Origin of the sequence: Kitasatospora sp. NPDC057692 (assembly GCF_042799475.1) — a bacterium.
In the GTDB taxonomy this organism is placed as follows: Bacteria; Actinomycetota; Actinomycetes; order Streptomycetales; family Streptomycetaceae; genus Kitasatospora.
In genome coordinates this window covers 55,676-70,335 of record NZ_JBHVIV010000025.1, presented here as the reverse complement: position 1 = coordinate 70,335, position 14,660 = coordinate 55,676, and the positions used below count along the sequence as shown (strand labels likewise).

The window sequence follows — 14,660 nt, the reverse complement described above, 5'->3', positions numbered from 1 at the left end:
TCGGCGGCGCGTGCGCAGGGGTCCGGACCGGTGGCAGGCGCCCGGTCCGCGCCGCAGGTCACGACTCGCGCTCGGAAGGCGGCCGGTGAGCAGTTCCGCGGGATACGGGTGGTCCTACATCGACCGGGAGGCCGAGCGGCGCCGGCGGCTGCGCGCCCGGCTGGCCGCCGAGGCCCAGCGCGCCGAGAACCTCCGGCGGGCCGAGGCGCGGCGGTCGGAGCTGCGCGCCCGGCTCGGCGAGCTGGGCGAGCAGGCCCAGGGGCTGCGCGGCGAGGCCGGGCAGCTGCGCCGCGCCTACCGCACGGCCCGGGTCACCGTGGAGACCGTGACCGTCGGAGCGGGGGCCGACGAGGCCGAGCTGACGCGGGCGATCGAGCGCGCGCAGGCGGCCAACGCCCGTGCGGCGCAGGAGCTGGCGGCGGCGGTGCAGGACGTCTGGTCGGCGGTGCTGCCGGAGGCGGTGGCCGAACCGGAGCGCCCGCGCCCGGCCCGCTCGGACCCGGGCCGCGCCGCCGATGCCGTTGCCGCAGCCGAGGCCGCAGCCGAGGCCGCCGAGCGCGAGCGCGCCGAACGGATCGGGCGGGTCCGTGCCGGAGCCCTCGCCGAGGCGCAGGCGATCCTCGACCGCGACGTGCCCCGCTGCGACCCCGCCGACCTCGAACGGGTGGCGGGCCTGGTGCGCTCGCTGAAGGCGGCCGGCACCGTCTCCGACGTGCGGACGACGCTCACCGACCTCGCCGCGCTCGTCCAGCACTCGGTGCAGCGCCGCGCCCGCGAGGAGGAGCGCGCCGAACTGCGCGCCGCCCTGGCGGAACTGGCCCGGGAGGCGGATCCGGCCGACCGGGACCGGCTGCTCGCGGCCCTCGCCGCCGCCGACGACCCGGCGTACCTGCGGCCCGAGGTGGAGGAGGCGGTGGCCCGGGCGGACGCGCGCCGCCACCGGGCGCCGGTGGTCGCGGCGCTCGCCGAGGTGCTGCGGGCCCGGGACTACCAGGTGGGCGAGGGCTTCGCGGACCTGCTCGCCGAGGAGGGGGCGGTGGTGGTGCCGTTCGGCGACCCGGACCCCGGGCGGGCGGCGGCCTCCGGCGCGGGCGGGACGGACGGCGAGCCGCCCGTCACCGGGTACGGGCTGCGCCTGGTGCTGGCGCCCGGCCAGGCGACCCTGACCACGGCGGTGGTCCGCCGCGACGACGGCGGGACCGGCGATCCGGAGCAGGACGAGGAGCGGGACGAGGAAGTCCAGCAGTGGTTCTGCGAGGAGCAGTTGCCCGCCATCGAGGAAGCCGTCCGGGAGCGCGGCGTCCGGCTGGAGCGGACGTCCGCGATGCCGCCCGGTGCGCTGGCCGCGGGCCTCGTGCCGGGCGGCTGGTGGCCGCAGCCGCCGTCCGAGGCCGCTCCGCCGCGCCGTCGCAGGAAGAGCGGCAGCGGCACCAGGACCGAGTCCGCCGGTGCCCGTCAGAAGCCGCAGGAGCGCCACCGTGACCGCTGAGCCCCCGCCCGCCGGCCGCGCCGGCCGCGCGGAACAGGCCGGCCGTGCGGAGCAGGCCGATCGTGCGGACCTGCGCAAGGACGCCGCGCCGGACGGGCCGGACGCACCGGACGGGCCGGACCCGGCCGAGGACACCGCCCGCCCCGCCGCGCCCAGTTGGATCCGCGAACTGGACATGGCGCTCACCGTCTACCCGCAGGTGCTGCTCACCGGCAACGTCCGCGACCAGTACCTGCTGCCGGACGACCACGCCGCCGGCCGCAGCGGGACGCTGGCACCGTACAGCCTCGCCGGAGTGATCGAGTCGATCTGCGCGGCCCGCGGCTACGGCGCGATCGCCTTCGTCGACCAGGTCAACGACCGCATCGCGCTGCTGCGGCTGAGCGCCACGGCGGAGCAGATCCCGGCGGTGATCCGGGAGTTCTTCGAACGCGACGAGCGGTGGCGGCGCGGCGGCGGTGCGGCGCCCGGCGACTCGGGCCGGGGCGGAGCCGACGAGGACGGCGACGAGCCGGAGCTGCTGGACCGCCTGCGCGACGCGATGGTCGGCGTCGTCCAGCACCCCGGCCCGCCGATCGCACTGGTGGTCCCGTACGCCGGCCGGCTCGGCTCGCCGCAGGCGCCCGTCGACGGTGAGGCGGCCCGACTCTTCGCCGCCGCCGAGGAGTTGGGCCACACTGCCCGCCCGGTGCAGGGCGCGAGCACCGTCACGCCGTACAACACGGTGTTCTGGGTGGTGGAGCGACAGGAGGAGCTGCCGAGGGAGTTCGCGGTCGGCAGCAGGGCGGTGCGGGTGATCAACGTGCCGCAGCCGCCGCACGACCAGCGCCTGGCCGCAGCCCGGCACGTGGTCGGCGGGCTCGCCCGCTACCAGGCGGCGACCGGCGGCCCCGCCCTGACCGAGGACGAGACCGCGGCGGCGGCCAAGGCGCTCGCCGACTCCTCGCACGGAATGGGCAGTTCGGAGGTCATGGCGATCGGGCGGATGGCCCTGGACCGCAGCCTGCCGGTCCAGCGCCTCGACGAGGCCGCCCGCCTGTACCGGATCGGCGTGCTCGACAATCCGTGGGCCACCGCCGCGCTGCGCGAACGCATCGCCGACGGCGAGGAGTTCCTCAACGGCAAGGTGATCGGCCAGCCGCACGCCGTGCGCCGCACCCTGGAGATCTTCATGCGCTCTGCGGCCGGGCTCAACGGCGCCCAGGCGTCCAGCTCGCCCAGCCGCCCGCGCGGCACGCTCTTCCTCTCCGGCCCGACCGGCGTCGGGAAGACCGAACTCGCCAAGGGCGTCGCCGAGATGATCCTCGGCAAGGACGCCCGGCCGATCCGCTTCGACATGAGCGAGTTCGCCGAGGAGCACGCCCGGGACCGGCTGATCGGCGCCCCGCCCGGGTTCGTCGGCCACGACGCGGGCGGCGAACTCACCAACGCCGTAAGGGCCAACCCGATGAGCGTGCTGCTCTTCGACGAGATCGACAAGGCGAACCCGCGGCTGTTCGACCTCTTCCTGCAGATCCTGGAGGACGGCCGGCTCACCGACGGGCGCGGCGCCACCGTCTACTTCACCGAGTGCGTGCTGATCTTCACCTCCAACCTCGGCGTCGCCGCCACCGTGCTGGGCGACCCGCCGGGCGGCGGTGATCCGGGTTCCGAGGCGGCGGATGCGGGCGCCTCCGGATCCTCGGCGACCCGCGCGGCCGGTCGGCAACTGGGGCGGCACGACGATCCGGTGATGGTGCGTCACGCGCTGCGCGAAGCCTTCGACCTCTTCTTCAACGAGACGATCAAGCGGCCCGAGCTGCGCAACCGCTTCGGCGACAACTTCATCCCGATGGACTTCATGCAGGAGAAGTGGGTGCCGCAGATCCTCGACAAGGCCATCGCCTCGGTGGCGGCCCGCGTCCAGGAGGTCCACGGCGCCGCGCTCACCCTCGCCGAGGACGCCTGGGAGGTGCTGCGGGTGGAGGCCACCCGGCGGCTCGACCACGGCGGGCGCGGCATCCTGACCGCCGTCGAGTCGGCCCTGGTCAACCCGCTGGCCAAGGAGGTCTTCCGCAATCCGCCCCGGCGCGGCGAGCGCATCGAGGTGGTCGCCGTCGAGGGGGACGGGGACGGCGAGGGCTACCGCCTGGAGGTCGAACGGTGGCCGGGCTGAGTGCCGACGGCGCCGCCGCTGCCGCCGTGGTCGCCGTGGTCGCCCAGGTCTCCCGGCCGGTGACCGCGCTCGGCCCCGGCCGCCGGCTCGGCGTCTGGTTCCAGGGGTGCACGCTGGCCTGCCCCGGCTGCATGTCCCGGCACACCTGGGATGCCTCGGCGGGGCGGGAGTTGACGATCGAGCGGTTCGCCGCGCTGTGGCGGACGGCGCTCGCGGAGGGCCTGGACGGTCTGACCGTCAGCGGCGGCGAGCCCCTGGAACAGCCCGCCGCCCTCGCCGCGCTGCTCGCCGCCGCCGACGCGGAACGCCGCCGCGCCGGTGCCGCGGCCGACCTGCTGGTGTACACCGGCTGGGAGCCGGAGGAACTGGCCGCGGACCCGGTCGCCGCCGCCGCCCTGGACGGCGCGGACGCGGTGATCACCGGCCGCTACCGCGCCGGGCAGCCCACCCGGCTGGTCTGGCGGGGCTCGGCCAACCAGCGCCTGCTCACCCGCACGGCGCTCGGCCGCGAGCGGTACGCGCCCTTCCTGGAGCACCGGCCGGAGCGGCCCGAACTCCAGGTGCGCGTGAGCGAGGGCGAGGTCCGGGTCATCGGGGTGCCGCGCCCCGGAGACCTGGGCCGGATCGAACGCGACCTGGTCCGGCGCGGCGTGACCCTTCGGGAGACCTCGTGGCGACCGTGATCTACCGCTGCCCGGTGGGCGCACCGGGGGAGTGTCCGGCCTCCGCCACCCGGGGGTACTGCCAGGTGCACATGTTCCAGCAGCTGGAGCGGTACGACCCGGCCGAGGACGTGCCGGCCGCGCCGCCTCCGCCGGTCGGCGAGGCCGGCGCGACCCCCGCCACCCCCGCTACCCCTGCCACCCCCACTACCCCTGCCACCCCCGCGACCCGTCCGGCGCGTCGGTCCCCGCGGCCGGTGGTCCGGCTGGCGCTGGTGATCGCCGGGGCCATGCTGCCCGTCCACGGCGAACACCGGCGAGGCGGCGGCGGACTGGCCATCGGCCGCGACGAGCCTGACTGCGCCGCCGTCCCCGGCCTGGCCGGCCTCGACCAGCTCTCCCGGCGCCACGCACGGCTGCGCTGGATCGACGGCGCACTGCACGTCGAGGACCTGGACTCGACCAACGGCACGTTCGTCGACGGCCGCCGGATCGCCGGACCGACCCGGATCGGGCCGGGGCAGCGGCTGCGGTTCGCGATGGACGTGGACGCCCAGGTGATCGAGATCGACGAGTTCGGCGCTCCCCGGTGAGCCGGGGGCGCGAGGAGGAGAACGGCGCGATGGCCGACACACCGCCGGAGCCGAGCCCGCCCACCCGCAAGCAGGGCCGCGGGCAGGCGAACGGCCGGGGCCGCGTCCCCGGCCAGTCCCCCCAGCGGACTCCGGGGTCCGGCGACACCCCCGCCGAGAGCCCGCGCACCCGTGTGCAGCGCGGGCCCGGTGGTTCGGGTGGCGGGGGTGCGGATGCGGGGAGTCCGCGGACGCGGGTGCAGCGCGAGCGTCCGGACCCTGCTTCCGCGCCCGGCTACGCCGATGGGGCGGGCTCGCGTGCCCGTGAGCAGCGGGGATCCGGTGGTTCGAGTGGCGGGGCCGGCGATGGGGCGAGTCCGCGTACCCGTGTCCAGCGTCAGCGCCCGGATTCCGCCCCCGTGCCCGCCCCTGCCGACGGGGCGGGCCCGCGTACCCGCGTGCAACGCGGCGCCCGCACCCGGGTCCAGCGACCGAGCGGCCCCACCGGTCAAGCCGCGCCCGCCGGCCCGGCGGGTCCCGCCGACGCGGCCGCGCCCACCGACCACCCCACCACTCCCGCCCCGCCGGCCGCCGACCCGCCGATCGCCGACCCGGCCGACGCCTTCCCCTCCGCCCTCACCGACCGCTACCACCCGCTGGGCCCCGTCGGCTCCGGCAGCGAGGGGACCGTCTGGCACGTCCGCCGCGCCGACGGCGGCGGCGACGCGGCCGTGAAGGTCGGCAACCCCGGCGTCCGGGCGGACACCGACCTCCTCACCCACCTCGCCGGCGCCCCCGCCTTCCGCCGCCACGTGCCCGAGATCCTCGGCCACGGCCGCGTCGAGCACGCGGGCGCGCTCTGCGACTGGATGGCGATGGAGTACCTCCCGGTCACCCTCGCCGACCACATCGCCGAGCTGCGCACCCGGCGCCGGCTGGACCGGCCCGGGGAGACCGAGCGGATCATCCGCGAGCTGGTCGACCTGCTGGCCTTCTGGCAGACCACCATCGCGCGCAACCCGGTCGACTTCAAACCCGCCAACATCCTGGTCCGCCCGGCCGGGAAGGGGGGCCGCAGCGCCGCCCAGTTCGTGGTGGCGGACTTCGGCGGCGTCGCCAAACTCACCGCCAGCCGCCGCTTCTCCACCGACATGCAGGTCACCGTCGCCTACATGGCGCCGGAGCAGCTCGCCGGCCACAACCACCAGGCCGGCCCGTGGTGGGCGCTCGGCACCATCCTCCACGAGGTGTTCACCGGCGCCGGCCGCTACCGCCGGGCGGACGGCGGACTGATCAGCGACGAGGCGCTCCAGATCCGGCTGGTGATGGACGCCGAGGTGGACGTCTCGGCGATCGCCGACGAGCGGCGACGCCTGCTCCTCCAGGGGCTGTTCACCAAGGACCCGGCCGACCGCTGGACGGCCGACCAGGTCCGCGCCTGGCTGGCCGGCGGGAGCCCGGAGGTGGTCCGCAGCCGGGTCGACCCGCTGCCGCCCGCGCCCGCCGCGACCGGGCCCGCGCACCGTCCGATCGCCTTCCGCGGCGAGGACTTCCACGACCCGGCCGCGCTCGCCGAGGCGCTGCTCGGGCGGTCGGCGGACGCGGCGGCGTGGCTGGTCAGCGGTGGGGCGCGGCGGCTGCGCGACTGGCTGCGGGACGAGGTCAAGGACACCGTCCTCGACCTGCACTACCTCAAGGACGTCGAGCGCGGCACTCCGTCGGAGAAGTCGGCGGCCGCCTCCCGGGCCGTGCTGGCGCTCGGCGCGGCGTTCGCGCCGGAGGCCGTCCCGTATGTGCGGGACCGCCGCGTGGACGCGGCCGGGCTGGCGCAACTGGCGGGGGAGGCAGACGGGTTGGCGTTCGTCGACGAGCTGGCCGCCGTCGGTCTGTCCGGGCTCGCCGCCCGCTTCCACTGCGGACACGCCGCCTGCCCGGAGCGGGCCTGTGCCAGGCTGCTCGGCCTCAGCCAGCTGGCGGCCGTGCTGGACGCGGTCGAGAGCGAGGCACGGAGCCTTCGCGGCAGGCTGACCGCTAACGAGCGCAAGGCCGCGCGGCGCTGGGCGCTGCTGCTCACCGTCCAGCCGGACCAGCAGCGGCGCGCGGTCGTCCGGCGGATCTCCGCGCTGCCGGGCCCGCTGGCCGGACTGCCCCCGCGCGCCCACGCGGCGGTCGCGGCCGTCGGCGGAGCGGCGGGCGCCATGGCCGCACGGGTGCGCGGCGGCGGGCGCGGAGCGTTCGGCCGGAGCTGGTCGGAGCTGAGCCGCCGGGCGTTCGCGGCCGACCCGGCCACGGTCGACGGCCGGGGCGTGCTCGCCGCGGCGGCCGTGCTGCACGTGCGCAGCGTCCGGGCGGAGGGCAGGGGGAGCGGCCGCAACCGGGGGGCGTGGAAGGCGGATCTGCGCGCCTGGTGGGGCGGTGCACGCACCGTCCTGCCCCGGCGCGCGGTGGCGGGCCTGCTGCTGTTCCTCGCGCTCGGCATGACGCTCTGGGCGGGGACGCTCTGGCGGTTCGGCGTCGACTTCGGTGAGGGTGCGCGGCTGCTGCCCGGCAGTCCTTTCGACGGCCCGCTGCGGACGGCGGGCGAAGCGGCGGCCCGGACGACGGCGGGCCAGCTCGGCGCGGCCCTGGCGGCGGCCGTGGCGGTGGCCGCGTTCCCGGCCCGGATCGGACGGCGGGTGCTGTTCCTCGCCGTCGCGGCCTCCTTCACCGTCGGCTATCTGCACCTCGGACCGCCGATGACGGTGCTCAGGCCGCCGCAGGCGGTGATCGACCGGGTGGTCATGTTCGAGGGCGGGATGGGGAGCTGGGCGGGCGTCGGCGCGGTGGGTGCGGTCGTGCTCGCACTGGTCCTCAACGGCCGCTCGGCGCGCTGGCTGCTCCGGCCGGCCCACGAGGCCTCGGAACGGGCGGCCGCTGACCGCCGCCGCCTCGCCGCCCGCCGCCGGCCGGCCCGCGCGGGCGACGCCGCGGGCTTCCGCGAGCGGCTGCTGTTCGGGGTCGGCGGGACGCTGGTGCTGGTCCTGCTGCTGTGGGCGGCGGTCGAGGTCCGGCTGGCCGTCGTCGACCGCGACCACCACCCCAGGCCGGAGTCCTGGGGCACGGGGGTGATCGGCGCCGCCTACCAGGCCGACTACCTGCTGCTCCTGGCGGCCCTCGCCTTCCTCGCGGCCTGCGCCACCCCCCGGGCCGCCCGCCGCCTCCTGGCCGCCGCCGCGGTCGGCACCGTCACCCTCGGCGCCTGGCCCCCACCCGTCGGCCCCTTCGAAGCCCTGCGCATCCCCGTCCTGGCGCCCTGGTTCCGCTCCCTCGCCACCCTCTGGGGCCACTCCGCCTTCTGGGCCGCCCTCCTCCTCATGCTCCCCCTCGCCTGCTACCTCGCCCTCTGGACCACCCGCCGCCTCCCCACCCCCACGGAGTAGGAAGTCGGCCCGCAACGCCGCCGCCCGCCGAGCGACCCAGAAGTCGGACCCGCTGACTTCCCGCTCCCGGGCCAGAAGCATCTACTCGCATAGAAATGGCCGCGGTGCGAGCGTGCGCGAGCGGCCGCCCGTTGCACCCTGTGGCCGGAGCGGAAAGTCGGCCCAGCCGACTTCCTGCTCCGGGCCTGCGCGATCTACTCGCGTAGAAGTGTCCCGCAGGGTTGGCTCACCTTCCCCTCCTGGGGTGCTCTGGGGGCTCGCGTGGATCCGCCGCGATGCGTGGGCGGCCGGCCGCGTGCTGCGGCCGATCGGAGTGGAAAGTCGGCCCGGCCGACTTCCTGCTCCGAGGCGGCTCATCTACTCGCAAGGGGGGTCCGTCCGCATCGAGCGGGCCCAACGCCCCCGCGCGGCGAACCCGGTCCCCACCCGCCCTTCCCGGGCCAGGGGGGCGCGTGGATCCGGCGGTGATGTGTGGGTGGTTGTCCGCGAGGGGTGGTTGGAGTGGAAAGTCGGCCCGGCCGACTTCCTGCCCCCGCATTCGCCTTCTGCTCGCGCAGATTCCGAGCAGGTGCCGCCGGCACCTCCGCGCGCTGCTGACAGCGGTGGGGTTCGAAGCGGTGTGGAGCGGAAAGTCGGGCCGGTCGACTTCCTGTTTCGGGCCCGCACTTCTACTCGCGTAGAAATGTCTCGCAGGGTGGCCACCTTTCCCTCCTGGATTTAAGGGCTGGTGTGGATCCCGCGCGATGGGTGTGGGTGGCCGCTCCCAGGCTGCGGTCGGGGTGGAAAGTCGGCCTGGTCGACTTTCTGCTCCCGTGCTCGCCTTCTACTCGCATAGACGCCGCCCAGCGCCTCTGCGCGCCGTCGACGTGTGGGGTTGAAGTGGGGTGGAGTGGAAAGTCGGTCTGGCCGACTTCCTGCTCCGGGCTCGCGTATTTACTCGCAAAGATGCGCGAGGTGGAGCGTGGATCCGGCGCGAGGTGCGCGGGCGGCCGTTTCCGGGCTGTGGTCGGAGTGGAAAGTCGGCCTGGTCGACTTTCTGCTCCCGTGCTCGCTTTCTACTCGCGTAGATTTCGGGTGGGGGTCGCCGCCTTCGTGTTCCCGTGCGGGCGGCGTGGGGTGGGAAGTCGGGTGGGTCGACTTCTGTGGGAGGGGTGGGTGGCGCCGTCAGTGTGGCCGGAGGCCGGTGAGGACCACCTCCAGGACGCGTGTGCGGGCGGTGGGGTCGGGGCCGAGTTGCTCCAGGGCGGCGTTGAGGCCGACCAGTAGGGCGAGGAGCTCCGGCAGGGTCAGCTCCGGGCGGACGGTGCGGGCCTGCTGGGCGTCGCGGAGGAGGTCGGCGAGCAGGTCGCGGATCGCGGCGGAGGGGCCGCGCAGCGAGGTGTGGACGTCGATCCCGGCCGCCGCGAGGGCCTCGGCGAAGGCGGTCTTGCCGACCGACTGCTCGGCGATCAGCCGGAAGCAGGCGAACAGGGCGTCGGCGGGCCCCGATTCGGCTGCGGCCCGGGCCGCCCCGGTCGCGATCGCCTCCAGCCGGCGCACCATCACCGCCTCCAGCAGGGCCTCCTTGGTGGGGAAGTGCCGGAACAGCGTGCCGACCCCGACGCCGGCGGCGCGGGCGATCTCCTCGGTCGGCACGCCGACGCCCCGGGTGGCGAACACCTCGGTGGCGGCGTCCAGCAGCCTGGCCCGGTTGCGGGCCGCGTCCGCCCGGAGCGGGCGGTCCTGAGTGCCGGTCAACTCTCCAACTCCCCTTCCTCGATGGCGGAAACGACGGACCAACGCCCCTGGACAAGCGGAGCGGCGAGTCCGTATGGTCTAAACGGAGTCGCTGGTCCGGTTCCGGCGGCCGTACATCGTTCCGGGGGTTGATCATGTCCGAAACACGGTCGCCGCGCGAGGTGTTCCACGCGCTGCTCGACGGCATCACGGCCGGGCGGTTCGCCGAACTCGACGCGCTCTACGCCGAGGACGCGGTGGTGGAGACGGTGTTCGCGCCGGTCGGCCCGCGCCGGGTGGAGGGGCGGGCGGCCCTGCGGGAGCGGTTCCTCGCCGTCGGCGAGCACTCGCCGCTGGAACTGGGCTCCCGCGACGTCGTGGTCCGCACGACCGACGACCCCGAGGTGGTCGTCGCCGAGTGGGACTACCGCGCCCGCCACCGCACCACCGGGCGGGAGACGACGGTGGCCAACCTCCAGGTGCTGCGCGCCCGGGACGGCCTCATCGTGCACAGCCGGGACTTCCACGACCACGCCGCCCTCGCCGACCTGCTCGGCACCCCGCCGCAGCCGCCGGCGGGGTGACACGGGAGCTCAGCGGGCGAGGATCCGGCGGAGCCAGCGGATCCTCGCCTCCCGGGCGTCCCGGCTGAGCGCCGCGCCGGGTGCGAAGGTGTCGAAACCGTGGAACGCGCCCGGCCAGACGTGCAGTTCGGCCTCGCCGCCGGCCCGCCAGAGCGCGTCGGCGTACGCCACGGCCTCGTCGCGGAAGGTCTCGGCCGAGCCCACCTCGACGTAGGCCGGGGGCAGCCCCGAGAGGTCCGCCGCCCGCGCCGGGGCCGCGTACGGCGGCAGGTCCGGGGCGCCCCGGCGTTCGCCCAGCGCGGCCTGCCAGGCGGTCGCGTTGGAGGTCCGGTCCCAGGTGTCGTGGCCGGCCAACTGGTGGGCGGAGAAGGTGTCGTTGCGGTCGTCGAGCATCGGGCTGAGCAGCAGCTGTCCGGCCGGGACCGGACCGTCGCGGTCGCGGGTCAGCAGGGCGAGCGCCGCCGCGAGGCCGCCGCCCGCGCTCTTGCCCCCGACGACGATCCGCCCGGCGTCGACGCCCAGCCGCTCCGCGTGGGCGGTCGTCCACTGGAGCCCGGCGTAGCAGTCCTCCACCGCATCCGGGTACCGGGCCGCCGGGGCCAGGCGGTACTCGGCGGAGACCACGGCGAGCCCCAGCGGCTCCGCCAACTCCCGCAGCAGGCGCGGGAGTACGGACCAGGCATTGCCCGTGATCAGCCCGCCGCCGTGCAGGTAGTAGAGCAGCGGCAGCGCCCCGCCCGCCCCGGCGGGCCGCGCGCTCACCAGCCGAACGCCCCGCGCGTCCAGCTCCGCCACCTCGAACCGCCCGCCCTCCCGCAGCGCCTCCACGGTGGGCCTGGGGCGGACGGCGGCGTCCCGCGCCTGCCACGCGGCGAGGCCCTCCGGGGTGACCGGCTGCCACGCCCCCGCCCCCGCGGCCGTCAGCGCGGCCCGCAGCTCCGGGTCGAACGGAGGGGGAGGCGCGGCCCGGCCGTCCGCGGCCCCGCCGTCCCCCGCAGGACCGTCCCCCATGAACGCCCCCTCGTCTCCCCGCCGGACGCCCCGGCGGCACCCGACCCGCCCAGCTTGGCAGCTCCGCCCCCGGCCGCGGGGCCGGAGCGGGGAATCGGCCCGCCCGGCCTCCCGCTCCGGCACCCGGGGCTGTCAGCGCAGCGGGAGGTCGTAGACGTGGTCGGGCGTGACGATGCCCGTGATGGCCCGGCCCAGCAGGGTGCTGGGTTCGGCGTCGTCGGCGATGACGTCGGAGTTGAGCAGCACGACCAGGGTCGCGCGCTCCTCCGGCAGGTAGATGGTGAGGTTCTCGTAGCCGAACAGCGAGCCGGCGTGGCCGGTCCAGCCGTGGATGTTGAAGATCCCGAGCCCGTACCCCGTGTCGGGGACGCCGGTGGGCAGGAAGTCGAGGCGCTGCGCCTGCGTCCCGGGCGACAGCAGCGTGCCGGTGGCGAGGTCCCTCGCCCACCGGCCGAGGTCGCGCAGGTCGGAGACCAGCGCGCCCGACGCCCAGGACGACGACGGGCTCCAGTGCGTGGAATCGGTGACCTCGCCGTTGGCGGTCTGCTTGGTGTAGCCGTGGGCGTACGGCGCGGGGAGCTCGGTGCCGTGCGGGAAGACGGTGCGCCGCAGCCCGCTGGGCGCGATGACCCGGCCCTGGACGAAGTCCTCCAGGCTCCGGCCGCTCACCCGCTCGACCAGCTGGCCCAGCAGGAGGTAGTTGGTGTTCGAGTACCGGAAGCGCTCGCCCGGCGTGAACTCGTTGTCGTGCCGGTAGGCGTACGGGAGCAGTTCCTCGGGCGTGAAGACCCGCTGGGGGTCGTCGAGGAACGCGGCGATGAAGTCGGTGTCCTCGGTGTAGTCGGGCAGGCCGCTGCGCATGTCGAGCAGGTCGCGCACCCGGATCTCCTCGCCGCCCGGGACGCCGTCGAGGTACGCCGCGATCGGGTCGTCGAGGCCGACCAGGCCGTCGTCCACCAGCTGCAGCACGGCGGTGGCGGTGAAGGTCTTGGTCACGCTGCCGATCCGCACGGCCATCCGGTCCGTCATGGGCGCGCCGGTCTCCTTGTCGGCGACGCCGAAGGCCCGCAGGTAGGCGCCCCGGCCGGGCATCCACAGGCCGACCTGTACGCCGGGGATGCCCGCCTGCCGCATCACCCGCTGGATCGCCTCGTCGAGCTGCTTCTGGAGCGCCGGGCTCAGTTCGGGGGTGCCGCCGGCGTCCCCGGCGGCCGTGGCGGCTGCCGTGGTCACGGGCGCGGGTCCGGCGGCCGGTGCGGCGCCGAGCGTCAGCGGCACGAGCGTGGCGACGGCGAGCACGGCCGCGGCGAGCGTGCGGGTCGGGGAGCGTCTTCTCATGGTGCGGGGCCTCTCTGCGGTTCGGAGGGGGTCTGCTGAGCCGATCGTCGGCGACGGCGGGCCGACGGGCCGTCCGTCCGAGGCGCGGGCAGGGTGAAAGGACCGGTGTTCCATCCGATCGGCCCTGCGAACGGTCCCGCCGACGGGTCAGCCGCCCGCCGGACGGTTCGCGCGGTGGCGCCGGACGGCGTCGCGATCGGCGCAGCGCCGGGAGCAGCAGCGGCGGCGCCCGCCCTCGGCCTTCTCCGCGACACGACCGGCGGCTACACCCCCGCCCGGACCGTCCTCGCGGCCGCCACCGCCCCGGCCGCGGCCCTCACCGACCGGCAGCGGCGGTCGGGGCAGCCCAGGCGGCGAGGGCGGCGAAGTCCTCGGCGGTGAGGCCGATCCGGGGGTCGACCCGGTGGAGCAGGGCCGGACCGTCGTGGTGCGCGCGGACCCAGTCGCGGTCCGCGTCGGTGATCTGGTCGTCCACCCAGGCGAACGGCCGGCCGGCCGCCCACGCGACGATGTCGGGCGTCTTCCAGAACACCCCGCCCTCCGGCTGCGGCCGGGGCTCGGACCAGGTGATGACGGGGAGCACGGGCAGCCCCAGCAGGGGCGCGAGGAAGTCGTTGGCCTCGTGTTCCCATGTCGTCGCCCAGGCAAGGTCGAACGGCAGCGCGGCGAGGGCCGGGCCGTGTTCCGGGTTGAGCCAGACGCGCAGGGGTTTGGCGGGTTTGTTCGGAAGCCCGTACGCGGTCAGCCGGCGGCGCTCGGCGGCCTCCCAACGCGGCGTCAGCAGCCGGTGCGTGCCGTAGCCCTCGGGTCGCCGGTGAGGCTTGGCCGCGTACGGATTCAGCGGTCCGTCGACGTCCATCAGCAGCAGCGGCCGCATCGTGCACCCCCTCGGTGTGGTCCGTGCACGATAGCGGCCGGCGGGTGGCGCGACCAGCGGATTTCCGCTTCCCGTGGCGGCCCGGGCTCGGGTGTCCGGCCTCGGTGGCGAGGTCGGCGAAGTGCTTCGGAATCGAAATGATCCATGAGGATCGAACGTGTGCGTCAATGCGTTTCGGATTGCCGGTTCCGAAAACGGGCTCGAATTTTTTGCGCCATTATCAAATTTCGCCAAGGGATCTCGTGCGCCAGTGCTCCGGCCGTGGTGGAGTTGGCCTCGAAACGCGTATCCCCAAGCACAGTTGACGCAGCGAAAGAGGACTCCATGCCCCCGATCCCGATCAAGCCCGGCGTCTACAAGATCCACGCCCACATCATCGGTCCGGGCGCCGTTCTGACCGCGACCGAGTACGCCGTCAAGCACGGGGCGCCCGTCATCGTCGACCGCATCAACCCCCTCCCGATCGAACAGGAGTGGGTCATCGAGCCCGCCGAGCCCGTGCCGGGGGCGCCCTACGTCTTCCGGCTCGCCTACCAGGACGCGGCCGGCCTCGTGACGGCCGAGGACAAGCTCTGGGTCAACAACGTCCCCCGCGAGGAATGGGCGAAGTTCACCTTCGAGACCGTCCTCGGCGGTGTCAAGGTGCTGTCGGAGGCCGGTCTCGCGCTGAACGCCGGATTCCGCGGCCAGCAGGCCGATCTCGTCGAGCCCAAGCCCGAGTTCCAGCAGACCTGGACGCTGGAGTTCGTGCGCCCGCTCGACGCGGAATAGGCCGCCGCGCACTCCTCGGGAACAGCGATAGTGGCCCCCGGCCTCACGAGGCCGGGGGCCGTTCCT

At 75.6% G+C, this 14,660-nt stretch carries 11 protein-coding genes; 7 read left to right on the top strand and 4 right to left on the bottom strand.

Annotation, left to right across the window (positions count from 1 at the left end; genetic code table 11):
* Nucleotides 1-85: 85 nt before the first annotated feature.
* The 5 genes from ACFVFS_RS16475 to ACFVFS_RS16455 all read left to right on the top strand — a co-directional run bounded on the left by ACFVFS_RS16475 (nt 86) and on the right by ACFVFS_RS16455 (nt 8,297).
* A complete protein-coding gene (locus ACFVFS_RS16475; protein WP_380624608.1) occupies nt 86-1,489 on the top strand; it encodes a hypothetical protein in 1,404 nt (467 codons plus the stop codon).
* Nucleotides 1,479-3,644, top strand: a complete 2,166-nt coding sequence (locus ACFVFS_RS16470; RefSeq protein ID WP_380624606.1) for an AAA family ATPase — start codon at nt 1,479-1,481, stop codon at nt 3,642-3,644. The genes ACFVFS_RS16475 and ACFVFS_RS16470 overlap by 11 nt, the downstream gene beginning before the upstream one ends.
* Nucleotides 3,632-4,327 (top strand): 4Fe-4S cluster-binding domain-containing protein, encoded by a 696-nt coding sequence (locus ACFVFS_RS16465; protein WP_380624604.1) that lies wholly within the window; start codon nt 3,632-3,634, stop codon nt 4,325-4,327. The genes ACFVFS_RS16470 and ACFVFS_RS16465 overlap by 13 nt, the downstream gene beginning before the upstream one ends.
* Complete coding sequence (locus ACFVFS_RS16460; RefSeq protein ID WP_380624602.1) at nt 4,315-4,899, top strand: FHA domain-containing protein; 585 nt, start codon at nt 4,315-4,317, stop codon at nt 4,897-4,899. The genes ACFVFS_RS16465 and ACFVFS_RS16460 overlap by 13 nt, the downstream gene beginning before the upstream one ends.
* A 437-nt stretch (nt 4,900-5,336) precedes the next feature.
* Nucleotides 5,337-8,297: a hypothetical protein gene (locus ACFVFS_RS16455; protein ID WP_380624600.1), complete on the top strand. Its 2,961-nt coding sequence runs from the start codon at nt 5,337-5,339 to the stop codon at nt 8,295-8,297.
* Nucleotides 8,298-9,461: 1,164 nt separating this feature from the next.
* On the opposite strand, the gene ACFVFS_RS16450 is transcribed toward ACFVFS_RS16455, so the two are convergent.
* On the bottom strand, nt 9,462-10,034 hold the full coding sequence (locus ACFVFS_RS16450; protein WP_380624598.1) for a TetR/AcrR family transcriptional regulator: 573 nt from the start codon (nt 10,032-10,034) through the stop codon (nt 9,462-9,464).
* Nucleotides 10,035-10,168: 134 nt separating this feature from the next.
* Between ACFVFS_RS16450 and ACFVFS_RS16445 the strand changes: the two genes are divergently transcribed.
* Entirely contained in the window at nt 10,169-10,597 is a 429-nt protein-coding gene (locus ACFVFS_RS16445; protein ID WP_380624596.1) for a nuclear transport factor 2 family protein, read from the top strand.
* A 9-nt stretch (nt 10,598-10,606) separates the two neighbouring features.
* Here ACFVFS_RS16445 and ACFVFS_RS16440 read toward each other — a convergent pair whose 3' ends face one another.
* The 3 genes from ACFVFS_RS16440 to ACFVFS_RS16430 all read right to left on the bottom strand — a co-directional run bounded on the left by ACFVFS_RS16440 (nt 10,607) and on the right by ACFVFS_RS16430 (nt 13,823).
* A complete protein-coding gene (locus ACFVFS_RS16440; protein ID WP_380624594.1) occupies nt 10,607-11,608 on the bottom strand; it encodes an alpha/beta hydrolase in 1,002 nt (333 codons plus the stop codon).
* Between the two features lie 132 nt (nt 11,609-11,740).
* The gene (locus tag ACFVFS_RS16435; protein WP_380624592.1) at nt 11,741-12,946 is read right to left on the bottom strand and encodes a serine hydrolase domain-containing protein; all 1,206 of its coding nucleotides are present in this window, start codon (nt 12,944-12,946) and stop codon (nt 11,741-11,743) included.
* Between the two features lie 316 nt (nt 12,947-13,262).
* Nucleotides 13,263-13,823 carry a hypothetical protein gene (locus tag ACFVFS_RS16430; protein WP_380624590.1) on the bottom strand — a complete coding sequence of 187 codons (561 nt, stop codon included), beginning with the start codon at nt 13,821-13,823 and terminating at the stop codon, nt 13,263-13,265.
* Between the two features lie 324 nt (nt 13,824-14,147).
* Between ACFVFS_RS16430 and ACFVFS_RS16425 the strand changes: the two genes are divergently transcribed.
* Nucleotides 14,148-14,594, top strand: coding sequence for a hypothetical protein (locus ACFVFS_RS16425; protein ID WP_380624588.1), 447 nt, complete (start codon nt 14,148-14,150; stop codon nt 14,592-14,594).
* The last annotated feature ends 66 nt before the right edge of the window (nt 14,595-14,660 follow it).